The organism is Bradyrhizobium sp. CCGUVB14 (assembly GCF_024199935.1).
In the GTDB taxonomy this organism is placed as follows: domain Bacteria; phylum Pseudomonadota; class Alphaproteobacteria; order Rhizobiales; family Xanthobacteraceae; genus Bradyrhizobium.
Genome location: NZ_JANADS010000001.1, coordinates 8,875,280 through 8,901,321, shown reverse-complemented (window position 1 = coordinate 8,901,321; position 26,042 = coordinate 8,875,280). Strand labels below are relative to the sequence as shown.

Annotated in this window: 31 protein-coding genes; 19 read left to right on the top strand and 12 right to left on the bottom strand. The window is 65.5% G+C overall.

What is annotated here, in order from left to right:
* Positions 1 to 174 precede the first annotated feature (174 nt).
* Together NLM32_RS41690 and NLM32_RS41685 are read left to right on the top strand one after the other, a co-directional pair.
* Positions 175 to 990 (top strand): L,D-transpeptidase, encoded by an 816-nt coding sequence (locus NLM32_RS41690; RefSeq protein ID WP_254134453.1) that lies wholly within the window; start codon positions 175 to 177, stop codon positions 988 to 990.
* Between the two features lie 115 nt (positions 991 to 1,105).
* A complete protein-coding gene (locus NLM32_RS41685; RefSeq protein ID WP_254134452.1) occupies positions 1,106 to 1,327 on the top strand; it encodes a hypothetical protein in 222 nt (73 codons plus the stop codon).
* A 63-nt stretch (positions 1,328 to 1,390) separates the two neighbouring features.
* On the opposite strand, the gene NLM32_RS41680 is transcribed toward NLM32_RS41685, so the two are convergent.
* From NLM32_RS41680 to NLM32_RS41655, 6 genes are all read right to left on the bottom strand, one after another.
* Positions 1,391 to 2,236, bottom strand: a complete 846-nt coding sequence (locus NLM32_RS41680; protein ID WP_254134451.1) for a DUF2076 domain-containing protein — start codon at positions 2,234 to 2,236, stop codon at positions 1,391 to 1,393.
* Between the two features lie 127 nt (positions 2,237 to 2,363).
* Entirely contained in the window at positions 2,364 to 3,209 is an 846-nt protein-coding gene (locus tag NLM32_RS41675; RefSeq protein WP_254134450.1) for a ChbG/HpnK family deacetylase, read from the bottom strand.
* The gene (locus NLM32_RS41670) at positions 3,206 to 4,267 is read right to left on the bottom strand and encodes a glycosyltransferase family 2 protein (protein ID WP_254134449.1); all 1,062 of its coding nucleotides are present in this window, start codon (positions 4,265 to 4,267) and stop codon (positions 3,206 to 3,208) included. The genes NLM32_RS41675 and NLM32_RS41670 overlap by 4 nt, the downstream gene beginning before the upstream one ends.
* 99 nt (positions 4,268 to 4,366) lie before the next feature.
* Complete coding sequence (hisG, locus tag NLM32_RS41665) at positions 4,367 to 5,344, bottom strand: ATP phosphoribosyltransferase (protein WP_254134448.1); 978 nt, start codon at positions 5,342 to 5,344, stop codon at positions 4,367 to 4,369.
* A gap of 3 nt (positions 5,345 to 5,347) precedes the next feature.
* Positions 5,348 to 6,499, bottom strand: a complete 1,152-nt coding sequence (locus NLM32_RS41660; RefSeq protein WP_254134447.1) for an ATP phosphoribosyltransferase regulatory subunit — start codon at positions 6,497 to 6,499, stop codon at positions 5,348 to 5,350.
* 252 nt (positions 6,500 to 6,751) lie between these two features.
* Entirely contained in the window at positions 6,752 to 6,952 is a 201-nt protein-coding gene (locus NLM32_RS41655) for a hypothetical protein (RefSeq protein ID WP_254134446.1), read from the bottom strand.
* A 296-nt stretch (positions 6,953 to 7,248) separates the two neighbouring features.
* Here NLM32_RS41655 and NLM32_RS41650 point away from each other — a divergent pair, with 296 nt between their 5' ends.
* Both NLM32_RS41650 and NLM32_RS41645 read left to right on the top strand, forming a co-directional pair.
* On the top strand, positions 7,249 to 7,755 hold the full coding sequence (locus tag NLM32_RS41650; RefSeq protein WP_254134445.1) for a hypothetical protein: 507 nt from the start codon (positions 7,249 to 7,251) through the stop codon (positions 7,753 to 7,755).
* A gap of 73 nt (positions 7,756 to 7,828) precedes the next feature.
* Positions 7,829 to 8,773: a helix-turn-helix domain-containing protein gene (locus tag NLM32_RS41645; RefSeq protein ID WP_254134444.1), complete on the top strand. Its 945-nt coding sequence runs from the start codon at positions 7,829 to 7,831 to the stop codon at positions 8,771 to 8,773.
* Positions 8,774 to 8,786: 13 nt separating this feature from the next.
* Here the strand turns inward: NLM32_RS41645 and NLM32_RS41640 are convergent, their stop codons facing one another.
* Positions 8,787 to 9,542 (bottom strand): 16S rRNA (uracil(1498)-N(3))-methyltransferase, encoded by a 756-nt coding sequence (locus NLM32_RS41640; RefSeq protein ID WP_254134443.1) that lies wholly within the window; start codon positions 9,540 to 9,542, stop codon positions 8,787 to 8,789.
* Between the two features lie 211 nt (positions 9,543 to 9,753).
* Between NLM32_RS41640 and NLM32_RS41635 the strand changes: the two genes are divergently transcribed.
* Both NLM32_RS41635 and ubiA read left to right on the top strand, forming a co-directional pair.
* Positions 9,754 to 10,416, top strand: a complete 663-nt coding sequence (locus NLM32_RS41635) for a hypothetical protein (protein WP_254134442.1) — start codon at positions 9,754 to 9,756, stop codon at positions 10,414 to 10,416.
* Positions 10,413 to 11,345 carry a 4-hydroxybenzoate octaprenyltransferase gene (gene ubiA, locus NLM32_RS41630; RefSeq protein ID WP_254134441.1) on the top strand — a complete coding sequence of 311 codons (933 nt, stop codon included), beginning with the start codon at positions 10,413 to 10,415 and terminating at the stop codon, positions 11,343 to 11,345. Before NLM32_RS41635 ends, ubiA begins: the two co-directional genes overlap by 4 nt.
* 112 nt (positions 11,346 to 11,457) lie before the next feature.
* Here ubiA and NLM32_RS41625 read toward each other — a convergent pair whose 3' ends face one another.
* Entirely contained in the window at positions 11,458 to 11,976 is a 519-nt protein-coding gene (locus NLM32_RS41625) for a DUF6101 family protein (protein WP_254134440.1), read from the bottom strand.
* A 279-nt stretch (positions 11,977 to 12,255) separates the two neighbouring features.
* Between NLM32_RS41625 and NLM32_RS41620 the strand changes: the two genes are divergently transcribed.
* From NLM32_RS41620 to NLM32_RS41590, 7 genes are all read left to right on the top strand, one after another.
* Positions 12,256 to 13,647, top strand: a complete 1,392-nt coding sequence (locus NLM32_RS41620) for a TldD/PmbA family protein (protein ID WP_254134439.1) — start codon at positions 12,256 to 12,258, stop codon at positions 13,645 to 13,647.
* Positions 13,634 to 14,443: a 3'(2'),5'-bisphosphate nucleotidase CysQ gene (locus NLM32_RS41615; protein ID WP_254134438.1), complete on the top strand. Its 810-nt coding sequence runs from the start codon at positions 13,634 to 13,636 to the stop codon at positions 14,441 to 14,443. Before NLM32_RS41620 ends, NLM32_RS41615 begins: the two co-directional genes overlap by 14 nt.
* Positions 14,444 to 14,500: 57 nt before the next feature.
* Positions 14,501 to 14,746 (top strand): DUF4170 domain-containing protein, encoded by a 246-nt coding sequence (locus tag NLM32_RS41610; RefSeq protein ID WP_234685462.1) that lies wholly within the window; start codon positions 14,501 to 14,503, stop codon positions 14,744 to 14,746.
* On the top strand, positions 14,743 to 15,456 hold the full coding sequence (locus tag NLM32_RS41605) for a lysophospholipid acyltransferase family protein (RefSeq protein ID WP_254134437.1): 714 nt from the start codon (positions 14,743 to 14,745) through the stop codon (positions 15,454 to 15,456). The genes NLM32_RS41610 and NLM32_RS41605 overlap by 4 nt, the downstream gene beginning before the upstream one ends.
* Complete coding sequence (locus tag NLM32_RS41600) at positions 15,419 to 16,765, top strand: 3-deoxy-D-manno-octulosonic acid transferase (protein ID WP_254134436.1); 1,347 nt, start codon at positions 15,419 to 15,421, stop codon at positions 16,763 to 16,765. The genes NLM32_RS41605 and NLM32_RS41600 overlap by 38 nt, the downstream gene beginning before the upstream one ends.
* Entirely contained in the window at positions 16,758 to 17,774 is a 1,017-nt protein-coding gene (gene lpxK / locus NLM32_RS41595) for a tetraacyldisaccharide 4'-kinase (protein WP_254134435.1), read from the top strand. Before NLM32_RS41600 ends, lpxK begins: the two co-directional genes overlap by 8 nt.
* Before the next feature lie 181 nt (positions 17,775 to 17,955).
* On the top strand, positions 17,956 to 18,264 hold the full coding sequence (locus NLM32_RS41590; protein ID WP_254134434.1) for a hypothetical protein: 309 nt from the start codon (positions 17,956 to 17,958) through the stop codon (positions 18,262 to 18,264).
* A gap of 127 nt (positions 18,265 to 18,391) precedes the next feature.
* Here NLM32_RS41590 and NLM32_RS41585 read toward each other — a convergent pair whose 3' ends face one another.
* Positions 18,392 to 18,613: a DUF2093 domain-containing protein gene (locus NLM32_RS41585; RefSeq protein WP_254134433.1), complete on the bottom strand. Its 222-nt coding sequence runs from the start codon at positions 18,611 to 18,613 to the stop codon at positions 18,392 to 18,394.
* Between the two features lie 182 nt (positions 18,614 to 18,795).
* Here NLM32_RS41585 and NLM32_RS41580 point away from each other — a divergent pair, with 182 nt between their 5' ends.
* Positions 18,796 to 19,626, top strand: coding sequence for a dienelactone hydrolase family protein (locus NLM32_RS41580; RefSeq protein ID WP_254134432.1), 831 nt, complete (start codon positions 18,796 to 18,798; stop codon positions 19,624 to 19,626).
* A gap of 241 nt (positions 19,627 to 19,867) precedes the next feature.
* Positions 19,868 to 20,017: a hypothetical protein gene (locus NLM32_RS41575; protein WP_254134431.1), complete on the top strand. Its 150-nt coding sequence runs from the start codon at positions 19,868 to 19,870 to the stop codon at positions 20,015 to 20,017.
* Positions 20,018 to 20,261: 244 nt separating this feature from the next.
* On the opposite strand, the gene xseA is transcribed toward NLM32_RS41575, so the two are convergent.
* Positions 20,262 to 21,896 carry an exodeoxyribonuclease VII large subunit gene (gene xseA, locus NLM32_RS41570; protein ID WP_254134430.1) on the bottom strand — a complete coding sequence of 545 codons (1,635 nt, stop codon included), beginning with the start codon at positions 21,894 to 21,896 and terminating at the stop codon, positions 20,262 to 20,264.
* A 119-nt stretch (positions 21,897 to 22,015) separates the two neighbouring features.
* On the opposite strand from xseA, the gene NLM32_RS41565 reads away from it, so the two are divergent.
* From NLM32_RS41565 to NLM32_RS41550, 4 genes are all read left to right on the top strand, one after another.
* The gene (locus NLM32_RS41565; protein ID WP_254134429.1) at positions 22,016 to 23,026 is read left to right on the top strand and encodes an alpha/beta hydrolase; all 1,011 of its coding nucleotides are present in this window, start codon (positions 22,016 to 22,018) and stop codon (positions 23,024 to 23,026) included.
* A gap of 283 nt (positions 23,027 to 23,309) precedes the next feature.
* Complete coding sequence (locus NLM32_RS41560) at positions 23,310 to 23,900, top strand: inner membrane-spanning protein YciB (protein WP_254134428.1); 591 nt, start codon at positions 23,310 to 23,312, stop codon at positions 23,898 to 23,900.
* 11 nt (positions 23,901 to 23,911) lie between these two features.
* Positions 23,912 to 24,466 (top strand): hypothetical protein, encoded by a 555-nt coding sequence (locus NLM32_RS41555; protein ID WP_254134427.1) that lies wholly within the window; start codon positions 23,912 to 23,914, stop codon positions 24,464 to 24,466.
* A gap of 4 nt (positions 24,467 to 24,470) precedes the next feature.
* On the top strand, positions 24,471 to 24,773 hold the full coding sequence (locus NLM32_RS41550) for a transcriptional regulator (RefSeq protein ID WP_254134426.1): 303 nt from the start codon (positions 24,471 to 24,473) through the stop codon (positions 24,771 to 24,773).
* Positions 24,774 to 24,956: 183 nt separating this feature from the next.
* Here the strand turns inward: NLM32_RS41550 and NLM32_RS41545 are convergent, their stop codons facing one another.
* On the bottom strand, positions 24,957 to 25,430 hold the full coding sequence (locus NLM32_RS41545; RefSeq protein ID WP_254134425.1) for a hypothetical protein: 474 nt from the start codon (positions 25,428 to 25,430) through the stop codon (positions 24,957 to 24,959).
* A gap of 120 nt (positions 25,431 to 25,550) precedes the next feature.
* On the bottom strand, positions 25,551 to 25,850 hold the full coding sequence (locus tag NLM32_RS46470; protein ID WP_375143616.1) for an HNH endonuclease: 300 nt from the start codon (positions 25,848 to 25,850) through the stop codon (positions 25,551 to 25,553).
* Positions 25,851 to 26,042 lie beyond the last annotated feature (192 nt).

The following is a 26,042-nucleotide window of genomic DNA, read 5'->3' as shown; positions in this document are numbered from 1 at the left end:
GAAAATAAACGCTGATCGCCGAATTGCCGCGCCGATCGCGACGTGGTGAATCGAAACGCCCGATGCGTTTACCAAACGAAACGGAGTTTGCTCTTTATTGACCACGTCGAGGACGCGGACAGCCATCGCGTTCGGCGGCGAATGCAACTAGACGAAACAGTACAGAGTACGTCGATGTTCAAGAAAATGTCTGTCGCGCTGCTTGGCAGCGCTTGCGCCTTCATTGCCGGCGCCGATCGCGCCAGTGCTTTCGACAATACGGTGCCGAACGATCCGCCCGCGGTGCTCTACCAGCCGCATGTCCCGCCGGCACCGGTGCGCGTCGCCTCCAATGCCAACATGGGCGGAGGCTTCATCGAGTTCCTGTTCGGCGACGGGCCCGGCCGCGGTCCGGCCTATGCGCCGCAGCAGTCGATCTATCAGCAGCAGCCCGCCTACAACGATCCGCGCCGCCTGCCGCCGATGGGCGAGCCGCAGATGCAGGGTGGATATCAGCAGGGCGCAAGCTACCAGCAGGAGGCGATCGATCCGCGGCAGCGTCCGTTCGATCCGAAATTCGAGAAACAACTTGTTGACTATAGCGGCAAGGAAAGTGCCGGCACGATCGTGGTCGATTCCAACAACAAGTTTCTCTATCTCGTCGAGGGCAACGGCCGGGCGATGCGCTACGGCATCGGCGTCGGGCGCGAGGGCTTCACCTGGAGCGGCGTGAAGTCGATCACCGCCAAGCGCGAATGGCCGGATTGGACGCCGCCGGCGGAAATGCTCGCCCGCCGTCCCGATCTGCCGCGGCACATGGAGGGCGGCCCGGAAAACCCGCTCGGCGCGCGCGCGATGTATCTCGGCTCGACGCTCTACCGCATCCACGGCTCCAACGAGCCCTGGACCATCGGCACCAACGTCTCCTCCGGCTGCATCCGCATGCGCAACGAGGACGTCATCGACCTCTACGGCCGCGTCAATGTCGGTACCAAGGTCGTGGTGATGTGAGGGCCTGCGGCATCAATGATGCCGCAGTTGTGAGCAGTCGTGAAGGAGCGGCGGATTGGTGCGGTCATGCCCTGGTCCTATGTGGTGCGCATAGCTACTCAACAGGAGCAATGCGATGCGTACGATCTTGGCTTTGGGTGTTCTCGTCGCTCTGACCGCCTCGGCCAGTGCGGGGACCGTGCATCATCGGCGCCATGTCGCCCCTGCCGGCCAGACCTTCGCCCCCCAGCTCACGCCGCGCGCGGCTGAGGGCTTTGCCTATGTTCCTCGCCCGGTCCCGTACTCGTCCTCGACGCCGGACGAATACAGCAATCGTTATCCGTACTGGGGCGGTTGACCGCCGCACGAAACAAAACGGCCGCCCAATGGGCGGCCGTTCTGCGTTGCGGATCGGACTTGCTCAGGCGTAATCGCTGCCGCCGTCGTCATTGCCGAAATCGCTGTCGTCGGCCAGGTCCATATTGCCGCTATCGTTGTTGTCGTAATCCTGATCGTTGCCGTCGCGATCGTTCGACGCCTGGTCAAAGAAGCCTTGGCGCGAATCCTGGCGCGAATCCCGGTTCGATCCGATGTCGTTGAGGCCGGCATCGCGGGCGAGCGAGCTGCCGGACTGGTCGCCGCTCCAGGGATTGCCACCTGCACTGCCACCGCCTCCGCGTTCCTCGATGATGGTGGTGTCGCCGAAAGCCTGATGCGATCCGCCGCCCATCATGCCGCGGATGCTGGAGAGCAGCAGCGAGCCGCCGACCACGCCGGCCGCGGCCGCCGCTGCCGTGCCCAGGAACGAGCCGCCGCCACCGCCGACCGGCGGGGCGCCGTAGCCTTGGCCGTAACCCTGACCCTGTCCGTAGGCCTGACCATAAGGCGGCTGGCCGTAGCCCGGCTGGGCCTGCTGCATCGCCTGGCCGCTGTTCCAGACCGGCCGGGAGTCGCGCGGCGGCACGTTCGGAACCGAGCCGCGCGACGGGCTCGAGCCGAACAGCGTGTCGCGCATGGTGTCGAGGAAGCCGCCGGACTGGGGCTGCTCGGGCGCATGGGCCGCTTCCAGCTCCTGGATGCGGTTATGCGCGCGCTTCAGCGCTTCGTCCTGCAGCAGCGTGGTCTGCACCAGCGCATAGACTGCGCCCGGCGCCTTGCGTAGGCCGTCCGAAATTGCGGCGATCGCGTCGGGATCGCGCGGTGCATTTTCCAGTTTCGAAAGCCGGTCGAAAAGCTCGTCGACGAGCTGGCGTTCCTGCGGCGTCATGGTCTGTCTCCCTCGCGCGAAACAAGCGCAAGCGGGATGTAGGGTTCCATTGTGGCCCCAACAGTGGCGGCCGGATTAAATTTCCGTATGCGACAGACTGCCTCGCGACCCCCGGCCTTGGCCGGTTTCATCCCAATGTCACGTGGCTGGCCGCCAGCAGCTGCGCGAAGGCGTCGCTGGCGAGATAGGCATGCTCGCGTTCCCTGACATCCGTCATCGGGTCGAGGCCGGCGAGGACCTCGTCGACGAAGCCGGGATGGCACATCACGAGACCGCCCTCGGGGAGACCGTCCAGGAACTGCCGCATCAATTCGCCGAAATCGGCCGCGCGCGTGAAATCATAGGCGCCGGCAAAGGCGGGATTGAATGCAAGACCGGCGCGGCCGGCCTGGCGGCGGAATTGCGCGCTGAGGACATCGAGCACCATTGCCTTCGGCGAAGCCAGCCGCTGCGCCAGCGGCAGGTCGCGTCCGCCCTGGCGCACCCACGCCTGTGGTGCTGCCTCGCTGACGGCATCGATGAAGCCGTCGCGCACCTGCGGAAACAGTTGCACATGCTGGTGGCCGTCGACGAAGTCGGGCGCGCGGCCGAACGCTTCCACGAAAGCGGCGAGTTGCGCTCTCACCTCGTTGCGGAAGAATTCGCGGTCGAGCCGTCGCAGAAATCCGGCGCGCAGCAGTTTTGGAAAGGCCATGAACATGTCGCCGTCGAGCGGACGGAAGTGCATGGTGAGGGGGCGGAACGGCGCCGACAGCGTCACGTGCAATCCGATCGCGCAGCGCGGGCTGGTCTTCGCCGCAGCCTGGAGCCCATCGACCTCGCCACGCTCGATCGCGGGGCCCACCATCATTACCGAGGTCGCGTTGAGGCGGCCGCGCTCGATCAGGTCGCGGATCGCGCGATTGACACCCGGGCTGATGCCGTAATCGTCGGCGCAGAGCCAGATCGGTCGCGGCGCTGCCGCCGCGCTCATTCGGCTGCGGTCCTGCTGGATGCGTCCTGGCTTGAAGCGTCCTGGGCCTTGTCGGCCTCGAAATGCTTTTCGCTATGCTCGGCGACGAAGTAGATCGGACGCGCCTTCAGCTCCGAGAGGATCTTGCCGATATATTCGCCGACGATGCCGATCATGATGAGCTGCACGCCGCCGATCGTCATCAGGCCGATCACCAGCGAGGGATAGCCGGGCACCTGCTTGCCGGTGGTCCAGACCTCCCAGAGGATCGAGAGGCCGAACAGGAAGGCACCGCCGGCGAGGATCACGCCGAGCAGGCTGGCGAAGCGCAGCGGCGCGACCGAGAACGAGGTCACGCCTTCGATCGACAGGCCCAGCAGGCGCGCGGCGCTGAAGGTCGTCACGCCATGGACACGCGGCGCGGGCTCGTAGTCGACGCGGATCTGGCGGAAGCCGATCCAGCTTGCGAGACCCTTGAAGAAGCGGTTGCGCTCCGGCAGCTGCCGCAGTGCCGCGACCGCGCGCGGCGACAGCAGGCGGAAGTCGCCGGCGTCCTCCGGGATCTTCTGGCGTGCGCCCCAATTGATCAGCGCGTAGAAGCCGCGCCCGGCGACGCGGCGCAGGAAGGGCTCGTTATCGCGATGCGCCTTGGCGGTATAGACGACGTCATAGCCGTCCTCGATCCAGTGCCGCACCAGCTGCTCGACCAGCGCCGGCGGGTGCTGGCCGTCGCCATCCATGAACATCACGGCGCCAAGCCGGGCATGGTCGAGGCCGGCCATCAGCGCCGCCTCCTTGCCGAAATTGCGCGACAGCGAGACCACCTGGACATCGATCGTGTCGGCCGGCAGCGAACGCGCGATCGACAGCGTCGCATCCGCGCTGCCGTCGTCGACGTAAACGACCTCGCAGGCGAGGCGGTAGCGTTGCCGCAAGGTCTTGGCGATATCGCAGATGCGCTGGTGCAGGACGGCGAGGCCGGCCGCCTCGTTATAGACGGGGACGACAATCGACAGCCCCTTCGCGGCGGCGCTCGCTGCGGTGGTGGTCAGGGCGGAAACGTCAGTGCCCAGCATCATCGATCAAGGTTCCAGAGGCGTCGAAATCATCTCAACAGCATATGATAGCTGCCGCTTGCTGTCGCTACGCTGAACGGAGCTGTCCGGCAAACTTTGGGCTCACCGCCGCAGGAACGCTTCGAGCTTGGCAAACAGCGGGTTCTCCCGGTCGAACACGTAGTCGAGCGAGACCACCGAGACGGTCTCGGCGCCATGTTCGCGCAGGAAGCTCGCGAGCGCATAAAGCTGCCCGGGTGGGCAGTGCAGCGTGAGCATGCCCGACGAGGTCGGTCCGCCGAACGGAGCCTCGACGCCGAAACGGCTGTGGGCCTCGGTGAGCAGGGTGGCGTCGCATTGCCGGAAGCGGGTCCGGACCTCGCGGTATTTGTTGGCCCGGGCCCGGGCCGCGATGTGGTCGAGGATGACGCGGGCGGTCTCGCGGGCCTGCGGCGACCAGTCGGCCTCCTTCGAGGCGACCAGATTGGCCTGGCTGCGCAGGATCACGCCGTCGTCGAGCACCCGCAGGCCATTGGCGGCAAGCGTCGCACCGGTCGTGGTGATGTCGACGATCAGCTCGGCGCTGCCGGCCGCCGGCGCGCCCTCGGTCGCGCCTGCGCTCTCGACGATGCGGTAGTCGGTGATGCCGTGGCTCTGGAAGAAGCTGCGGGTGAGGTTGACGAACTTGGTCGCGACCCGCATCCGCATGTGATGCTGCTCGCGGAAGCCGGTGGTGACGTCGTCGAGATCCGCCATGGTGCGGACGTCGATCCAGGCCTGCGGCACCGCGACCACGACGTCGGCATAGCCGAAGCCGAGCCCGTCGATCAGCGACACGTGCTTGTCGGCGTCGGCGATGTTCTCGCGCACCAGGTCTTCGCCGGTGACACCGAGATGCGCGAAGCCGCGGGCGAGCTGTGATGCGATCTCGCTGGCCGAGAGATAGGCGACCTCGACATTGTCGAGGCCCGCAAGCGTGCCGCGATAGTCGCGGGCGCCGCCGGCCTTCGACAGCTTCAGCCCGGCACGGGCGAAGAAGGCCTCGGTGTTTTCCTGCAGGCGACCCTTGGAGGGAACGGCCAGAACGAATGGCGCGCTCATGACTTAAGCTCCCACCTTGCGGCCGATCCTGGTCAGCGCGTCCACCCAGACCGAGAAGCCGACGGCCGGAATCGGCGCCGGCGATCCGAGCTGGGTCATCAGTCCATCGTAGCGGCCACCGGCAACCAGCGGCTCGGCGCCGTTGCCTGTGTGGTGCAGTTCGAATTCGAAGCCGGTATAGTAGTCGAGGCCACGCCCGAACGCGGTCGAGAAGCGCGTGGTCTTCACGTCGATGCCGCGCGCCGCCATGAAGCCGATCCGGCTCTCGAACTGGTCGATGGCGCCGGCAAGGTCGAGCTTTGCGTCGGCGGTCAGCGCGCGCAGCTCGGCAATGGCATCGTCCGGATTGCCCGAGATCGACAGGAAGCGCTTCAGCACGGTGATCGCCTCGCGCGGCAGCGCGCCGCCCTTCAGCGTCGACTGCTCGAGGAAGCGGTCTGCGATCTCGGCCGTGGTGCGGCCACCGACATTGGTGGTGCCGGCGATCGACATCAGATCGGTGACGAAGGCCAGCGCCGCCTTGCGGTCGGACCCCGCGAGCGCAGCCAGCACGCCCTCATATTCGCTGCGCGTGGTTGCGGTCGTGCGGGCCAGCCCTTCGAGATCCTGCTCCAGGCTGATCTTGCGGTGGAAGTCCTTGACCAGGCGGCGACGCCAGACCGGATAGAGGTCGAGCGCGTCGAGCAATGCGTTGAACAGCGCCACGTCGCCGGTGCGGATCTCGACGTCGCGCACGCCGAAAGCGGCGGTCGCCTCCAGCGCCAGCGCCAGCGTCTCGGCATCCGCGGCCGCACGATCCTGGCGGCCGAACGACTCGATCCCGGCCTGGAGGAACTCGCTGGCCTGTCCGCTGCGGTAGCGGAACACGGGGCCCAGATAGCTGAACCCCGCCGGCTGGCCGGCACGGCTGGAGGCGAGATAGTCGCGCGCCACGGGGATCGTCAGGTCTGGGCGCAGGCAGAGCTCCTCGCCGGACAGGTCCGTCGTCAGGTAGAGGCTTTTTCGGATGTCCTCGCCGGACAGGTCGAGGAACGGCTCGGCCGGTTGCAGGATGGCCGGCTCGGCCCTGACGTAGCCGGCCTGCGCAAACGACAACAGCAGCGTATCCGCCCAGGCGGCGGAGCCGGCAGCATTTGAGGTGGCAGTCGCGGTCATAACAGGGGTCCATCGTCCCGGCGGAACCGGGAGGCCAAAGGGTGCCAACGGGGAGGCACAGGAATTTGCGCAGCCCTTAGCATGGCCGGAAAGCGGTTTCGACCTCCAAAGGATCAATCGCTTAACGACTTCGGAGCCGTCCGGACGATCCCGCCCGGATTTGCCGCCTTGCCCGCTCTAGGTATCTAAATACCTAGTTCCTGATTTCCGGGTTGGCGGCGGCGGCCGGTGTGCCGCGACGCTGTTTCGCGCTCATTCAACCCGGCCAGTGGCGTCTCCGCACCCGTCCGGCTTCGATACGTCGGCCGGGGCCAGTGCTGTGCTGTCGGATGCGGCGTCGTCGGCGAGCTGCTCCGCCAGATTGAGAATTCTCTGCCGCTTGCGCGCGTCCGTGATGCTGAGAAACGCTTTGATCAGGCGCAATTCCTGGCGTCGCTCGCCTTCGTCGTCCATGGCCACTCGTTCCTGCGCGACGGCCGGCTGAATCGCGCCGGCGTCATCGACATCGTTGGATGCAGTGCATCAAGGTCGCGGCGACGATCGTGGACCCGACGATCGTGTCGATGGTCAGCCGTGATGCCGATCGCGAAAATCGTCCGACGCACGCGCCCCATGAACCTGCAGCGTCATTGTGAGTCACAATGAGAGATTGAGCACACTTGGCAAGTTGTCACATACTCAATTTGGGTATGCGGGACGATACGCTCGTTGCTGCCTTCGTTTACAAGATGAATATTGGTTTCCGATTCATGCGCAATGCTTCTGATATCATCCGGACGGTCTCGCGACATACGCTGGCCTATATGCTGTTCTCGATCAGCGAGATGTTCCGGAACTACGACGAATTCGATCCGATGGACCTTTTGATCGTTCACGCGATTCTCAATGCGAACGTTATCAATGTGATGAACGATCCGTCGCTGGACGAGAAGTTCTCCAGCATTCACACTGTCGAACCGGATACGATCAAGCAGGGCGTGTCCCGCGCGGCACTCTCTCGCTTCCTCAGCCTGCCGCTGGAGACGGTTCGCCGTCGTGTGTCGGGATTGAAGAGGCGGAAGATTCTCGCCGAGACCAAAGCCGGGCTGATCGTGACCGAGCAGAACGCATTCAAGTTTGGCAACAACCACGAGCTACAGAAGACCAACATGCTGCTGCTGACGAAACTGCTCCGCGATCTCAAGCGCGCCGGCATCAACGGACCGGACGATCTGAGTGGCGCCAAGGTCGTCGCGGCGACGAAGAAGGCGAGGTAGGCGGCAGGACATGGATCAAAGCCGTCTCAACATTGCTCGCGACGGAGCTCAAAAAGGCTCTGCGGAGTGCTTGTTGTCGTTCCAGGGTCTCAAGCCGTCATCGGCGCTCGAGCTCCAGTCGTATGACATCGATCATTTCGGCGACAGTGAGAGATATGCCGGTGCGTCCAGCATGCCGTTGTCTGCCGGGTCGACCGCGATCATGCGCGCGCGGCTCAGTCTGCCGACGCTGAGCCTGTCGCTGGTGAAGACCTTCCCGCGGATCATTCGCGGTTATCAGCTGGCGCATGCTGCCGCCGTGGTGGTGCCGATGGATCATGTGGCCTCGACCCGCATCAATGGGCAGGCAATCGGCAGTTCGATCGTCATTCTGAAGGGCGCGTCCGATTGCCTGGTGTATGAGCCGGTCGGACGTCTGATCGGTGTCGTCTACTTCACGCCGCCCGCGAACGAGCCCTGGTCTCGGCTGGATGGCTATCATTTGCTGAGCCCGACACCGGACGTCCTCGCCTCCCTGCAATGCCTGATCTCCACGACGCTCGAAACCGCCGCCAACGATCCGGACTTCCTGAGCCAGCCGACGTCGCGAGCGGCTGTCGAACAATCCCTGCTCGGCGCGATCGACGGTGCGGTCCGGACCAGCGTGGACAGCAGGTCCGTGCACGCCACGACGGAGAGCTATCTGCGGATCGTCGCCGACATGGAGAAGTTGATCCGGCACGACCTGACGGTCTGGCTCAAGACGACCGAAATGGCCGAGCGGGTCGGCGTGTCGGTTCGGACCCTCCAGAGTGCGACGCAGGCCATCTGCGGCATGAGCCCGCACCGCTATAGCCGGGTCCTGCGTCTCTGGTCGGTGCGCCTGCAGCTGCGCACCGGACCGGGACGGCGCAGCGTGAAGGCCTGCGCCATTGCCCACGGGTTCTGGCATTTGAGCGAGTTCGCGGCGAGTTACAGGGCGGCGTTCGGCGAGTTGCCGTCCGAGACCCTGCATCGATCCGTGCGGGAGCACAGCTAGCGGAGATCGCGACCTAGTCGCGCGCGCCGCCCCAATCGCCCAGCACCGCCTGCACCAGCGCCAGCGCCGCCACTGCGGCCGTGTCGGCCCGCAGGATCCGCGGGCCGAGCGCCAGCCGCAGGATATTGGGCTGGCGCAGCAGCAGGGCCCGCTCTTCTTCGGCGAAGCCGCCCTCGGGACCGATCAGGATGTCGATACCGTGCCCGGATGCGCGCGCCTGCTGCAGGCCCTGGATGGGATTCGCGACCTCGGCCGCCTCGTCGCAGAACACCAGCAGGCGGTCGGCGGGGCGCTGGCTGAGGTAGCGCTCGAGCGGCGCGGGTTCGGCCACGGCGGCGAGGCTCAGGATGCCGCATTGCTCGGCCGCCTCGATGACATTGGCGCGCATCCGCTCGATGTTGACGCGGGAGGCCTGGGTGAACCGGGTCTGGATAGGCTGCAGGATGGCGGCGCCCATCTCCACGGCCTTCTGGACCGTGTAATCGAGCCGGGCATGCTTGAGCGGGGCGAAGACGTAAGCGAGGTCGGGCAGCCGATCCTGGGGGCGGACCTGCTGGAGGATGACGAGGTTGTCGGGCCGCTTGCGGCCTTCGATCGCGGCCTGCCATTCGCCGTCGCGGCCGTTGAACGCCAGAACCTCGGCCCCGGCGGCAAGCCGCAGCACATTACCCAGGTAGTTGCTCTGGTCACGGTCGAGCGGAACCCTGGCATCCTGGGCCAGGGTGGGCTCGACGAACAGGCGGGGGGCGCGAAAATCGTGGGAGGGCATTGATCAAAAGTCCAATTTGCCCCCGTTCTTAACCGAAAGCAGCCGTTTCAGGGGTAAATATTGCCGAATCGGTGCGTCGGCGCGCCGCGCTCCTGCCCTATTCGACGGGTTGTTAAGCGGCGGCGGGAATCGTAAAATTGCGAACACGCTGGTTGCGCTTCAATTGGGAAGGCGCCGAGCCCCGTAAGCTCCTGCCGGAGAGACTATCTTGATGATCCGTCGTTTGATGGTTCCGATCGCTGCCGCCATGCTCGCCATGGGGACTGCTGGCGCCTATGCCCAGGGATTCCCGGCGCCGCTGCCGGGCCAGTCCGCGCCCGATTCCGCGTTTCCGCCCGTGAACGGTTCGGCACCGGTCGCCTCCGTCGGCACTGCGCCGCAAGCATCCTTTCCCACGAACGGTGCCGCCCCCATCGGTGGTGCCGGCGGCGCTTTCAGCGCGGCGCCGCCGACGCAGGGCGGTCCCGGCGAGGACTGCATGAAGGCGTTCATGCCGCTCCGCGAAGAGGCCGAGAAGCGCGGCAAGCTGATCCAGGCCGCGAGCAACCGTCATGCTCCGCCGGACGAAGCCTGCAAGCTGATCCGCAGTTTCAGCCAGGCTGAGACCAAGATGATGAAATACATCGAGGTTCACGCCGCCAAATGCGGAATCCCGCCGAACGTCGGCGAGCAGATGAAGGCCGGGCACAAGAACACCGAGGCCATGGCGACGAAGGTCTGCAACGTCGCGCAGCAGATGGCGAACCAGCCGCGCGGTCCGGCCGGTCCGTCGCTGAGTGAGGTGGTGGGTTCGGGCTCGGCGCCGGAAGCCAATGCCGGCAAGAAGGGCGGCAGCACTTTCGATACACTCAACGGCAACGTCCTCACCCGATGAGCGACACATCCGCCCGCGTTGCCGATTCCACCGGCAACTGGGTCGATACGCTCGCGCCGGAATGGGCGCGGCCGTATCTGCGATTGTCGCGTTACGATCGTCCGATCGGCTCCTGGCTTCTCTTGATGCCATGCTGGTGGTCGGCAGCGCTCGCCGCCGGCATGGTGCATGATGTCCGCCGCCTGCCGCTCACCGTCGTCCTGTTCTTGATCGGCGCCTTCGTGATGCGCGGGGCAGGCTGCGCCTGGAACGACATCACTGACCGCGACCTCGACGCCAAGGTCGAGCGCACCCGCTCGCGGCCGTTGCCGTCGGGGCGCATCACCGTGAAGCAGGCGCTGGCCTTTCTGGTCGCGCAGGCGCTGGTGGGCCTCGTTGTGCTGCTGCAGTTCAACCGTTTTGCGGTCGCGACCGGCATCGCCTCGCTCGTGGTCGTCGCGATCTATCCCTTCATGAAGCGTGTCACCTGGTGGCCGCAGGTCTTCCTTGGGCTCGCCTTCTCATGGGGCGCGCTGATGGGCTTTGCTGTCACCTTCGGACGTATCGACGTCACCGCGCTGGTGCTCTATGCCGGGTCGATCGCCTGGGTGATCGGCTATGACACCATCTATGCGCATCAGGACGCCGAGGACGATGCGCTGATCGGCATCAAGTCCACCGCGCGCCTGTTCGGCGCACATACACACCAGGCGCTGATCCTGTTCTACGGGCTGTCGGTGACGCTGATCGGTGTCGCGCTGGCGTCTGGCGATGCGCGCTGGCCGGCCTGGCTCGGGCTTGCCGCCTTCGCCGTGCATCTGGCGTCGCAGATCATGCGGCTCCGGATCGACGACCCGGACTTGTGCAAGCGTCTGTTCTACTCGAACAAATATGCGGGCTTGCTGCTGTTTGCGGGACTGCTGGCCGACGCGGTGATGCGGGCCGCGTAGCTCCCGTAGGGTGGGCAAAGGCGCACTCGCGCCGTGCCCACGATCTCTCAATGATTGATAGAAGAGGTGGGCACGCTTTTCGCTTTGCCCACCCGACGGCCGTGCCCGTCGCTTAGTTCCTTGCGATGATCTCGCGTTCTGCGCGATGGATCGGCAGCTCGCGCGTCATGGCGGTGCGACGGCGCATCAGGAATTTCGGACGGCGGTCGCGGATCGCGTTGCGGCGGCGGCGACGCGGTGCGGGCTTGCTGGCACCTTCGTTGAGCTGCGGCAGCGCGAAGATCTCGCTCCAGATCGCCCAGGCCTCGGCGAGATCGTCGCCATCGGCGCTGACCAGCAGCGGAACGGAGAGTGAGGGATCGCGATGCACCAGGACGAGGGTCTGTGCCTCGTCATTGCCGCGCAGTGCGACGCCGGTGAAGTCGCTGACGCGCACGTTGATGGCCATCTGCATGCCGCGGACGGCACGGCGCAGCACGACACGCTCGCGATGAAGCTCGATTTGCCTGGTGTAGCCGTCGGCGCGCGGATCATGCGCATCGAAACGGACCGGAAGGGAAAGAGGGTCGAGCCGCAGATTGCGGCTCGACCCTGCGGGAGCGGCCCCGCTTATTGCTGTTTGACGCCTCACGGCTTTCGTTCTCCCCGCCAGGATTATGTTCCCGGTCGATGCGAGGACCTTAGCGCGGGGCTTTCCGAAACCGCTTAAAAAGGCTGGTTAATCCAGCGTCACCGCCCGCCATGATTGACAAGACCTTGGCGCGGATGATTGACGAGACGTTGCGCGGAAGCCGCGAATCTGAGCCTTTTGCGGGCTGATAATGCTTGAAGTCCGCACCATTTGGGCACATCTGGTGTTCAGGGCCTAAGATCGCCCCGAAACCTCCCGCGCCCCAACAGGATTTCGTTTGTGAACCCTTCACCAAGCTCGACGCTTTCGCCTAAAGCCAATCGCGACCTGTTTGATCAGTCCGCGCTGTCCGAACTCGCTCAGCGTCTGGTCGAGGCGGCGAAGCGCGCCGGCGCTGATGCGGCCGATGCGGTCGCAGTGCGCGGCATCTCGCAAGGCGTCGAGGTGCGGGACGGCCGCGTCGAGGAATCCGAGCGGTCCGAGGGTGACGATGTCGGCCTGCGCGTGCTGGTCGGCCAGCGCCAGGCCGTGGTCTCCACCAATGACGCGAGCGGCGATGCCGTGACCAAGCTTGCCGAGCGCGCGGTCGCGATGGCCAGGGTTGCTCCGTCAGACAAATATGTCGGCCTCGCCGATCCCGCGCTGCTCGCGCGCGATTTCCCCGATCTCGATCTGCTCGATCCCGATGTGCCTGCGACCGCCGAGCTCGAGCGCCGCGCGCTCGAAGCCGAAGCTGCGGCGCTTGCCGTCAAGGGCGTGTCGAAATCCGGCGGTGCCTCGGCCTCCGCCGGCATGGGCGGCATGGTGCTCGTCACCTCGACCGGCTTCCACGGTTCATACCTCCGCTCGAGCCAGGGCATCTCGGCGACCGCGATCGTCGGCGAAGGCACCAGCATGGAGCGCGATTACGACTTCACCTCGGCGCCGCACGGTGCCGATCTGCTGTCGCCCGAAGTGGTCGGCCGCTCCGCCGGCGAGCGCACCGTGGCACGCTACAATCCGCGCAAGGTCGAGACCTGCAAGGTGCCGGTCGTGTTCGACCCGCGCGTCGCGGGCTCGCTGGTCGGCCATGTCGTCGGCGCCATCAACGGCGCCTCGATCGCGCGCAAGACCAGCTTCCTCAAGGACAAGCTCGGGCAGCAGCTGTTTGCCAAGAACATCCGCATCATCGACGATCCCCTGCGCAAGCGCGGCCTGCGCTCGCAGACCTTCGACGCCGAGGGCGTCGCGGTGAAGAAGACCGCGTTGATCGACGAGGGCGTGCTGACGACCTGGCTGCTCGATTGCGCCACCGCGCGCGAGCTCGGCCTCACCACCACCGGCCACGCCCATCGTGGCGTCTCGTCCTCGCCGTCGCCGGGGCCGTACAATCTGCATCTCGAACCGGGCACACCGACCCCGGCCGAGCTGATCGCCGACATCAAGCAGGGTTTCTACGTCACCGACCTGATCGGCTCCGGCGTCAACGGTGTCACCGGCGATTACAGCCGCGGCGCCTCCGGTTTCTGGATCGAGAACGGCGAGCTCACCTATCCCGTGAGCGAGGTGACGATCGCGGGCCATCTGTTCGAGATCTTCAAGTCGATGCAGCCGGCCAACAATCTCGAGTTCCGCTACGGCATCAATGCGCCGACGGTGCGTATCGAAGGACTGACGCTTGGCGGACGCTGACAGTCTCGACGCAAACGTTCTGACGCACGATGCGGCGCTCCTGAAAGATGCGGTACGAGACGCGGGTGCGCTGGCGCAGTCGATGTTCCGCACCGAGCTGAAGAAATGGACCAAGGGCGCGTCCTCGCCGGTCTCGGAAGCCGACATCGCCGTCAACGATCTGCTCGAAGCGCGCCTGCGCGGCGCCACGCCGGACTATGGCTGGCTGTCGGAGGAGAGCGCCGACGATGCCACGCGGCTATCGCGGCGGCTGACCTGGGTGGTCGATCCCATCGACGGCACCCGCAATTATCTCAACGGCCATGACGAATGGTGCGTCAGCGTCGCGCTGGTCGAGGATGCCTCGCCGGTGCTGGCCGCCGTGTTCGCGCCTGTCAGCAACGAGTTCTTCTTCGCCGTCCGCGGCCAGGGCACGATCCTCAATGGCAAGCCGGTCCGGGCGACAGGCGGGACCGCGCTCGACTTCGCCCGGGTCGCCGGCCCGAAGCCGATGGTCGAGCGACTCTCGACAGGCGGCGACATCAAGCTGCATCCGCGAATCGGTTCGCTGGCACTCCGGCTCTGCCGGGTCGCCAACGGCACCCTGGATGCGGCTTTTGCGGGGGGCAACAGCCATGATTGGGACCTTGCGGCGGCCGATTTGATCGTGCAGGAAGCGGATGGTAGGATGAGCGACCTCTCCGGAGATCCCATCCTCTATAATCGTCGGGAAGTGACGCACGGGGTGCTGGTGGCAGCGGGACGCGATCGTCATGCGAGCATTGTCGCGCATTTTCGAAACCGTCCCCTGGCCTGAGCGCGTCCGTTTTGCTTTTCGAACACTGCTTTGCCGGGCAGCCCGTTAGGAGAACCCATGTCTGATAGTGCCCCGCAACAACTGCTCCATCTCGTCATTGGCGGTGAGCTGCTCGATCTCGAGCACAACACTTTCAAGAACCTCGACGACGTCGAGATCGTCGGCCTCTATCCGAACTACGCGGCCGCCCACGTCGCCTGGCGCGCCAAGGCGCAGAGCACGGTCGACAACGCGCAGATGCGCTACTTCATCGTTCATCTCCACCGGTTGCTCGACCCGAATCAAGAAACGAAGGCGCGTTGAAAAAACTGCTTCGCAATACGCTGCGAAGCAGCTGGTTTCAGCGTGCCGTCGGGGTCCTGGCGGCCGAATATCTGCGTCTGGTCTGGCGGACCAACAAATTCACGTTCGATCCGCCCGATGTCTATGACATCGTCGAGCCGCAGATTCCGGCGATCTTCGCGTTCTGGCACGGCCAGCATTTCCTCACCCCGTTCATCAAGACCAAGGAGTCCTACCGGGCCAAGGTCCTGATCTCCCGGCATCGCGATGGCGAGTTCAATGCGATCGCGGTCGAGCGGCTCGGCATCGGCCTCATCCGCGGTTCCGGGGATCATGGCGGCGCTTTCCACCGGAAAGGCGGCGTCGGCGCCTTCAGGGAAATGGTGTACACGCTCCAGGACGGTTGTAATGTCGCGCTGACCGCCGATGTCCCCAAGCGCTCGCGCGTGGCCGGCCTCGGCATCATCATGCTGGCACGGGAATCGGGGCGGCCGATCATGCCTTTCGCAATGGCGACCAGCCGCTTCATCCGGCTCAAGAACTGGGACCGCACCACCATCAACCTGCCGTTCGGGCGGGGCGCCCTGGTCGGCATCAAGGAGATCCACGTGCCGCCGGATGCCGATGCCACCACCATGGAAGCGCTGCGGCAGGAGCTGGAAGACACGCTGAACGAAGCGACCCGCCGCGCCTATGCGCAGCTCGGCCGCCCGGGACCTGCAGATGGCTAATTCGCTGCCTTATGCCCTGCCGATGACGCTGCGGATGTATCGGCGCCTGGCGACCAGCCTGGTGCCGCTCGCGCCTGCGCTGATTAAGCGGCGGCTGAAGCAGGGCAAGGAAGATCCCGCGCGCGTCGGCGAGCGGCGGGGGCTCAGCCGGGATGTGCGCCCGCACGGCCCGCTGGTCTGGATCCACGGCGCCAGCGTCGGCGAGGTGCTGGCCGCAGCGGCGCTGATCGAACGCCTGCGCGACCTCAATCTGCGCATCCTGCTCACCTCCGGCACGGTCACCTCGGCTGCCGTGGTGGCAAAACGTTTTCCGCCCGACGTCATCCATCAATACGTGCCGTATGATTCCCCGCGCTACGTCGCGCGTTTCCTCGATCATTGGAAGCCGTCGCTGGCGCTGTTCATCGAATCCGACCTGTGGCCGAACCTGATCCTGGCGGGCGCCGCGCGCCGGGTGCCGATGGTGCTGATCAACGGGCGGATGTCGCCGCGCTCCTTCCCGCGCTGGCGGCGGATGCATGGCACCATCTCGGCGCTGCTGTCACGCTTCGACATCTGCCTGGCGCAGTCGAAGACCGATGCCGAACGTTTCTCCGCGCTCGGCAGCCGCGACGTCGTCACCACGGGCAATCTCAAGCTCGACGTGCCGGCACCGCCGGCCGATCCGGCAAAACTCGAACGGCTGATGGCGATGACGCGCGGGCGTCCGATCATCGTCGCGGCCTCGACCCATCCGGGCGAGGACGAGATGCTGGTCGCCGCGCATCGCGGCCTCGTCGGCATCTTCCCGCAGCTCCTGACCGTGATCGTGCCGCGGCATCCCGATCGCGGCTCGTCGATCTCGGGCATGGTCACGGCGTCCGGCCTGAAGCCGGCACTGCGCTCGCGCGACGAGCCGCCGGCGGCGACCACCGATATCTATATCGCCGACACCATGGGCGAGCTCGGCCTGTTCTACCGCCTGTCGCCGATCGTGTTCATGGGCGGCTCACTGATCCGCCATGGCGGCCAGAATCCGATCGAGGCGATCAAGTTAGGCGCGGCCATCGTCCATGGTCCGAACGTCTTCAATTTCGCCGACGTCTATGCGGCACTCGACCAAAGCGGCGGGGCGCGCCAGGCCGACACGCAGGAGGCGCTGGTCAAGCAGCTCGGCCTGTTGCTGGCCGAGCCGACCGTGCGCGACAAGATGCATCGCGCGGGCGCTGGCGTGGTCGAGGAGCTCGGCGGCGCGCTCGATCGCACCATGACGGCGCTCGAGCCGTATCTGATGCAGTTGCGGATCGAGATGGGAGCCGCCAATGCGTGAGCCGGCCTTCTGGTACCGGCCGCGTTCCCCCAAGTCGCATCTGCTGAGCCCATTGGGCGTGCTCTATGGCGCCATCACCGCGCGCCGCATGGCGCGCAAGGGATTTGACGCCGGCATCCCCGTGCTCTGCGTCGGCAACTACCATGTCGGCGGCGCCGGCAAGACGCCGACTGTATTGGCGCTGACCAGGCTGCTGCGCGAGCTCGGCGAGACACCGGTGGTGCTCAGCCGCGGCTATGGCGGACGCCTGCACGGCCCGGTGATGGTCGATCGCGAACGTCATACCGCCGCCGACATCGGCGACGAGCCGCTGATGATGGTGCGCGACGTGCCCGTCGCCGTCGCGCGCGACCGCCTCGACGGCGTCGCGCTGGCGAAGTCGCAAGGCGCCACCGTGATCCTGATGGACGACGGTTTCCAGAACCCGCTGCTGTTGAAGGACGCCTCGCTGATCGTGATCGACAGCGAGCGCGGCCTCGGCAACGGCAAGGTGTTTCCCGCAGGTCCGTTGCGCGCACCGCTGAGGGCGCAGCTCTCGCGCACCGATGCGCTGGTCGTGATCGGCGACGGCCATGCGGCTGACGGCGTTGCCGCGGAGATTGCCGCGCGCGGCAAGCCGGTGTTGCGGGCGCGCCTCAAACCGGATGCGGCAGCCATCGCACAGCTCTTCGGCAAGCAGGTGTTTGCGTTTGCCGGCATCGGCGATCCCGAACGCTTCTTCCGCACGTTGCGCGCTTGCGGTATCGAGGTCGCGCGCACGCGTCCCTTCGCCGATCACCACATGTTTTCGCAAGACGAGCTCGCCGCACTCGCCGCCGACGCAAAGCGCGAGCAGCTCATCCTGGTGACGACGGAAAAGGATGTTTCACGCCTGCACGGCACCGAGGGCGTGCCGGACGGCGTCGTGCCGTTCGCGGTCAAGCTCGAGTTCGACGATCCAGCCAAGCTCAAGCAGCTGATCAGCGACCATCTCTACAAGGCCCGCGAGCGCCGCTTCAGCAGGCGTTGATCCAGCCTCACGCCGCGATCTCGTAGGGTGGGCAAAGGCGCTCTTGCGCCGTGCCCACGATCTGTTGCGTCCGGAGACAGGTGGTGGGCACGCTTCCGCTTTGCCCACCCTACGGCAGCGCGCCATTCAGGCGGCGTTCATCGCAATCCTCTATCGATTTCGGACGATCTCGGAGACTGCGATGAAACTGCCTCTCGCGGCGCTGGCCGCCAGCCTTGCGTGTTTGATTGTTGCGCCGGTGTTTGCGCAGACGACGCCGGCGCCGGCTACCCCGACCGCCACGGTGCCGGTTCCCGCGACCAAGCGCGTGACGTGTCTCGCCGCCACGCAAAATCTCAAGGGGCAGGACAAGCGCGACCAGATGCAGCTCTGCATGGCGCAGGCGCGGGTCGATTGCCTGAAGCAGGCGATCGATCAGAAGATCGTCGGCGAGGCGCGAAGGAGTGCGATCAAGACTTGCGTGGGCGGCGATGGTCCGGAGCCGCAATAGCAGAACGATGCCACAACCCCGGTGCCGTAGGGTGGGCAAAGCGGAGCGTGCCCACGTTGTTCGTCGTGATCATGCAGAGGCCGTGGGCACGGCGCGTTGCGCCTTTGCCCACCCTACGAAATCGCGATCACGGCTTCGGCGCGTTGGGAAAATGCCGCTGCAGCACGGCGGCCGGCGTGGCGTAGGCTTCCTGCAGATCCACGCTCCAGTATTTCAGTTCGTCGAGCGGGATGCGCGTGTCGGTGATGGCGCAGCGCACGAAGGTGCCCGGCGAGATCACGCGGAAATCGCCGTCGAGATATTGCACTTGCGCTTCGCCATGGCCCGAGGGGCCGAACTTGTTCAGCACGGTCGAAAGTCTCCGTGGGAGGCCGCCCCGTTGAAGAAGATGGGGGGCACGATGTGTTGGACTGGATGTAGCATAGATAGGGTGGCTTGTCCGCCCGTTAAACCCACCGGTTTGTGATGTTTTGCCGCCGTTTACGCATGATAGTGCTTGAGGCCGTGCGGCACCTCCTGCGACAGTCTCCGATGCGCCTTTCCCTGACCGCCCTGTTCCCATTGTTTCTGATGTCGGTCGCGCATGCTGCACCGGCGCCCGCGCCTGCGCCGGTCGAGATTCCGCTGTCGTCCGGCGTCCTGCATGCGCAGCTGTTCAAGCCCGAGGGCGAGGGGCCGTTTCCGACGGTGATCGCGCTGCACGGCTGCGGCGGTCTCGGCAGCCATTCCGATTCCGTGCAGCCGCGCTATCGCGACTGGGCCGAGCGCCTGCTCAAGGCCGGCAATGCGGTGCTGCTGCCCGACAGCTACGGCTCGCGCGAGCTCGGCCCGCAATGCCGCGTCAAGGAGATGCACGTCAAGGCGCGGCGCGAGCGCGTCACCGATATCGCGGCCTCGCGCGCCTGGCTGATGAAGCAGAATTGGGTGGCGCGCGACCGTGTCAGCCTGATGGGCTGGGCCAACGGCGCCAGCGCGCTGCTCTGGGCGGTGCGTCCGCAGAGCGTGGCGCGTGATGCGGGACCGGATTTCCGCGCCGCGATCGCGTTCTATCCGGATTGCCGGATCTCCGCCGGTCTCGGCTGGAGCACGCGGGTGCCGACGCTGGTGCTGATCGGCGCCAATGACGACGTCTCGTCGCCGCCGGCCTGCCGCCAGATGGTGGATGGCGCCCACGGCCGCAGCGCGCTCGCGCGCATCGTGGTCTATCCCGGCGCCTATCACGATTTCGACCGCGCCAACACGCCGCTGCACGCGGCCGCCAGCAGCACCGATGCCGCCGTGCCCGAGCATGGCCATCTCGGCACCGATTCCGAAGCGCGCGCGGAGTCGCAGAAGGACGTCGCGGAGTGGTTGGCGCGCTAGCGCGCAAGAGCGGGCCTGCCCCGCCGTAGCTCGGCAGAGCGGCTTGTCACGCCGAAGCTCGGCAGAGCGAAGGCGGGAGGCGGGGCCGCCCGAGGAACAAGGTGAGGCAGACAGCCCCGCATCGACCACCGCCCTGCACGGATCGAAATGGCCGACCGTGAATCTACGGTTGGCGCATCACCCGGTTTCAGCGGAAGACGGTGCCTTAGTTCGACCATGATGTCGGCTAAACGCATCTTTCATGCGCAATCGCCTCGCCATCTTCTCATCCGCACTGGTCGTCTTCACCGTGGTGATCTTCCTGTTCGAAGCCCACGCCGGCGCGCCACAACCGACGCCGGAACATTGCGGCTTCTGGACCACGATCGACGCGGGATTGTCCTGCCGTTGAGGTGTTGAGAGCGCGGTCCCAACTCTCTCGTCGCGCAGTCGTGCCGTATCGCACACTGCGCTCCCTCCCCCCTTGCGGGGGAGGGCGGGGGAGAGGGGTAGCCCAGGAAAAGGTCCATCCGTTCTCGCGGATGCGATCGCTTAGTTGAGAGAGTGTGCCGTGTGGTACCCCTCTCCCTAGCCCTCCCCCGCAAGGGGGGAGGGAACGCAGCGGTACTTGCGGCCGCACTGCGTTCCATCACACCCTAAAACAAACTGCCCTGATCCACCGGCTTGCGCTTCGGAGCTGGCTTTGCATCCTGCGCGGCCGCCTTCGGCTGCGCCGGCGCGCGCTTGGCCACAGGCGCCGGCCGATCCGCATCCGCCGTCGCATTCACGCGTCCATCCGCGAACTCGATCGCGATCCGCGCGTTCGGCCCGACGCTATCTGCCGAATGCAGCGGATGCCCGGCCTCGTCGCGCACCAGCGCAAAGCCGCGGGCGAGCACGCCGCGATAGGACAGCGCGGAGAGCAGCTTGCCGCTGTTCTCGACGCGGGCATCGAGCCGCTGCAGCAAAGTGACCAGCGCGCGGTTGGCGCGCTCGGCGAGGCGATGCGTGCGTTCGCGCTGGCGGGCAATCGCATTGCGCTGCGCCTGCGCGTTGGAGAGCTTTGAGGCGCGCAGCCGCACTTCAAGTCCGGCAAAACGGTCGCGCCGTTGCCGCAGCAGCGAGCGCGTCGACAGGCCGAGCCGTTCGCCGCACACGGTGAGACGGTGCCCGGCCTGCGCGATCTGGCCGTGCAGCACCCGCAGCGTCAGTTTTGAACTTGCCGCGGTGAACCTGCGGAAATGCGCGTGCGTGTTGGCCTTCAATCCGCGGGGCAGGGCGCTGCCTGCCGAATCCAGCCGCTGTCGCGGAATTGCCAGCAGATCGCCGGCCGCAGGCAGCGCACGCGCAGCGGCGCGCAATTCGCTGCGGCGGCTCTCATTCGCGCGCTGCCAATAGGCGCGGGTGCGCCGCGCCAGATCGGCGACCTCGACGAACAATTCGCTGCGCACCGGCACCGCCATCTCGGCGGCCGCCGTCGGCGTCGGCGCGCGCTTGTCGGCGACGAAATCGATCAGCGTGATGTCGGTCTCGTGGCCGACCGCCGAGATCAGCGGGATCATGCTCTCGGCCGCCGCGCGGACCACGATCTCCTCGTTGAACGACCAGAGATCCTCCAGCGAGCCGCCGCCGCGCGCGACGATCAGCACGTCGGGCCGCGGAATCCTGCCGCCCTCGGCGAGAGCGTTGAAGCCGCGGATCGCGGCCGCCACCTGCTCGGCCGAGCCTTCGCCCTGCACCTTCACCGGCCACACCAGCACGTGACGCGGAAAGCGGTCCTCGAGGCGGTGCAGGATGTCGCGGATCACGGCGCCGGTCGGCGAGGTCACCACGCCGATCACCTCCGGCAGCCAGGGCAACAGCTGCTTGCGCGCCTCGTCGAACAGGCCTTCGGCGGCGAGCTTCTTCTTGCGCTCCTCCATCAGCGCCATCAGCGCGCCGATGCCGGCCGGCTCCAGCGCCTCGATCACGATCTGGTACTTCGAGGAGCCCGGATAGGTCGTGAGCTTGCCGGTGGCGATGACCTCGAGCCCTTCCTGGGGCTTGAAGCGCATGCGGCCGTGCACGCCCTTCCAGATCACCGCCTCGATCTTGGCGCTCTCGTCCTTGAGCGCGAAATAGCAATGGCCGGAGGAGTGGGCGCCACGGAACCCGGAGATCTCGCCGCGGACCCGGACATGGCCATAGGTGTCCTCGACCGTCCGCTTCAGGGACTGCGAGAGCTCGGAGACGGTGAATTCGGGCGCGTTGTTCAGTTGTTCCGCAGGCGGCATCGGCAAACGATTCGGCATTTTGGGGTCAGACCCGACGTTAAGGATTTTCGCAGCCCGGCGCCAATCCGGGACTTGATCGGGAGAGTACTCTGTACTATAGAGTTCTCTATTGATGATCCAGTCAGGGAGTTTGCGCCATGGCGATGCGATTGCTGCGAGGTGCCCTCGACTTGTTGAAATGGGGTCTCTGCGCGGTCGGCGCAGTGGCGCTGATCCTCACCGCCCTGATCGCAACGCCGCTGCAGCGGCCGCCCGAGCTGCGCTCGGTCTCCGATTCCCGCAAGGGCGTCGACATGTCGACCCTGCCGGCGCTGGAGCGCTTCCAGGCCCGTGACGGCACCTGGCTCGGTTATCGCCATTACGCAGCCGGCGGCTCCGCCACCGGCCGCGGCGCGATCTTCATCCACGGTTCGTCCGGCTCGTCCGGCACGATCAATCACGCGCTCACGTCGGCGCTTGCCGCGCATGGCGTGGAGACCTGGGCGCTGGATACGCGCGGCCATGGCGCGTCGGGCACGCGCGGCGACATCGGTTATGTCGGCCAGCTCGAGGACGATCTCGTCGATTTCGTCGCCCATGTCCGCAAGAGCGCGCCGGACCTGCCGCTGACTTTGGTCGGCCACTCCGCCGGCGGCGGCTTCTCGCTGCGCGTCGCCGCGACGCCGATCGTGCAAGACCTGTTCGTGCGCACCGTGTTGGTCGCGCCCTATCTCGGCTATGACGCGCCGACCAACATGCCGCACTCCGGCGGCTGGGCCAACGCCGACATCCCGCGCTTTCTCGGCCTCACCGCGCTGCGCAAGCTCGGCATCGATTGCTGTTCGCAGCTGCCGGTGCTCGCCTTCGCCGTGCCGCCGAATTCGGAGCGCTTCCTGACGCCGACCTATTCCGACCGCCTGATGCGCAATTTCGCCACGCACGGCTATCGCCTCGATCTGCCTCTCGTGACGCATCCGATGACGATCTTCGGCGGCACTGAAGACGAGATGATGATCTCCGCCAAATACGCCGAGACCGTGCAGGCCATCAAACCCGCCGTCGACGTCAAGCTGATCGAGGGCGTCAACCACATGGGCATGGTCACCAATCCGAAGGCGGTCAATGCCATCGCCGAGGACGTGGCGACCAGAGGGGCGGGGCAGTCATGATGTGGCCCGTCGGTGGAAGGGCCATCGCATTCTACGAGGATGGTCCGCGGGCTTGCTTCGCCTCTCCCGCTTGCGGGAGAGGCCGACGCACTCGCAGAGTGCGGCGGGTGAGGGCTCTCGCCACGCAGGGACGTCCTCCACAATCCCTGGCAATCCCGACGCGGAGACACCCCCACCCCAGCCCTCCCCCGCAAGCGGGAGAGGGAGCCCAGTGCCGATGCCGCTGCGTTGTGGACATCATACGCGATTGCCCTGCCGCTGCCGGCAAGCCGTGGAGGCTCCCATGAAGAACCTGTTCGCGGCCGGAAAATTGCTGCTGCTCGACATGGCGGCGACGCTGTTGTTTCTCGTGCTCTATCTGCTGACCCACAATGTGACCCTGTCGGTCGTGCTCGGCATGGCGCTGGGCATCACCCAGATCGGCTGGCAAGTCGCGCGCCGCAAGCCGATCGACACCATGCAGTGGATGAGCCTGTTTCTGGTGCTCGGTGCCGGCACCGTCACGCTGATCACCGACGATCCGCGATTCGTGATGATCAAGCCGAGCGTGATCTACGTCATCGTCGGGGTCGTGATGCTGAAGCGGGGATGGATGAATCGCTATCTGCCGCCGATCGCGATCGAGCTGGTGCCGGATGTCGCCATCATCGTCGGTTACGCCTGGTCGGCCCTGATGTTCTTTTCGGCGGCGCTGAACGTGATCGTCGCGCTCAATGTCGACGTCGCGACCTGGTCGGTGGCCATGTCGATCTATGGCATCGTCAGCAAGGCCGCGATGTTCCTGATCGGTTACGCATTCCTGCGCACCATCGCTGTCGCGCGTCGTCGACGTGCCGTCGAACGCGCGCACGATGCTGCGATGATGCCGGGTTGATGGAGGCCGACATGATCGACAGCAAGCAGGCCGCCGAGGCGCTGGCCGAGATCGACGACATCGTCCAGCGCGTGCGGCAGTCGCGCATCTACGATCTCGCCAGCCGGATGATGATCCTGTGGGGCGTGCTGGTGTTCGCGGCAGACATCGCGACCTGGCTGTTGCCGCAAGGCGCCAATTACTACTGGCTCGCGGTCTACGTCCTCGGCATCGCCGGCTCGTTCGCGATCAGCGCGGCGAACAGGGCTTCGACCGGCGTTCGCGGCTTCGATATGCGAATCCTGCTCGCCTTCCTGATGTTCATCGCCTTCGGCTTCCTGTGCGCGCATGTGCTCGGCCACTTCACCCCGCGCCAGCAGGGCGCGTTCTGGACCATCTATTTCATGCTGTTCTACGCGCTGGCGGGGCTGTGGTTCGGCACGGCCTTCGTCGTCATCGCGCTTGCGATCACCGCCCTGACGCTGGTCGGCTATTTCTTCGTCACCGGCGATGCCTTCCTGCCGTGGATGGCCGTCGTCAACGGCGCCGGCCTGGTCGTCGGCGGCCTCTGGATGCGGCGGAGCTAGCGTCATGGCCGAGCTCGACGACATCATCCACCAGCCGCTGCGGCTCAAGATCATGGCCGCGCTGAATTCGCTCCCGGCGACAGCCGCAGGCCTCGAATTCTCGCGACTCAAGAAGCTCACCGGCGCCACCGACGGCAATCTCGGTGCGCATATCGAGACCCTGGCGAAAGCCGGCTATGTTTCGGTGGAGAAGGCGTTCGTGGGGAAGAAGCCGCAGACGACGGTGACAGCCACGGCGGCGGGCCGGGGCGCGTTCGCGCGGCATGTGGCGACGTTGCAGGAGATTATTGCGGGGAAGCAGGCTTAATGTTCGAGGTGTCGATTGTTGCGCCCTCTCCCCTTGCGGGAGAGGGCATCACCGCTAACCGCCGCGCGCTCACTTGGGTGAGGGGTTGGCTCCTCATCAAAAGTCCCTCTGCGGATAGAGACCCCTCATCCGGCGCATCGTGCCACCTTCTCCCGCAAGGGGAGAAGGAAACAAAGTGCTGTCTTATGCGTCCCTTGTAAATCCAGCGAACACCCAGCCGATACACCAGAAAGCCAGATAGGCGACGACTGCGAGCCCGCCGGTGATCACCAGCCCCCACCCGAGGTTGGAGCTAGCTTCGCTTGATAGAAACGTCGGCGCCGGCGCGTCCGCGATGGCAATTACATCATTGAGCGACTGATACGAAAGACTCCATCCCGAACAACCGCCGACGCTGTAGTCGAGGTCGCTGCCGTAGTCGTATTTCTTTTTGAAGGTCCAACCAGCACGCGCGAGGCGCGTGACGCACAGGGCGTCTTCATGTTTGCGAACATCGGAATTGTATCGATCGACACTAACAAAGATTGCGATTGCAATTCCGGTCAGCACTATCAGCACGGCAACGACCGCGCCGATTCGAGCGAAGCCCCGAATGAAGCGTGCGCCACCGGTCAACGGTACCTCAGACTTCACGCGATAAGGTTTCAGCTCACCCATTGAAGTTAAATCCTTATGTTCAGTCTAAAGGTAGTATTTCTAAAAGAACCCAGGGATTACGGTTGATGCTCTGGCTTTGGATTTTAGAGCACTGTCAACACAATTCCCGCCCCGGGGTAGCTAGAGCCGCGCCCCAAGTCTACCGGCGTTCTTTCGAAAGTTGCACCGATAGCACTCAGGTTGAATGTTCTCGATATTGTTAGTGCCGCCAGCATAAACCGAAACCTTATGCCCTTTGGTCCAAACGTTCTTGTAGCGCCGGTCGGGGCGGGGAGGAATCTCCGACCAAAGTCGGTTGCACTTCTCCTGGCATCGGGGAGTTCGCGCTAGCAATTCCTGCCATTCCGCTTCGGTATGAGTCCCACCATTCCTCTTCTCCCGCGCAGCCCGAACGCGTCCTCGGGCGTTTCGGCAGTCCATGCAACGATTCCAAGCGTTGAACCGCTGGCTGCTGCACTTGGTACAAGTTCTTTGAACGCTCATTATCCCTATCCAGATCGACCTGCGAACGCAGGATTGGCAATGAGCCGAGCGACGATTAGCGGCGGCTGCCCAAGCAGCATCTCTATTGCGCGCGACAAACTCGACCTCCGCCAACACAAGCAGATATCT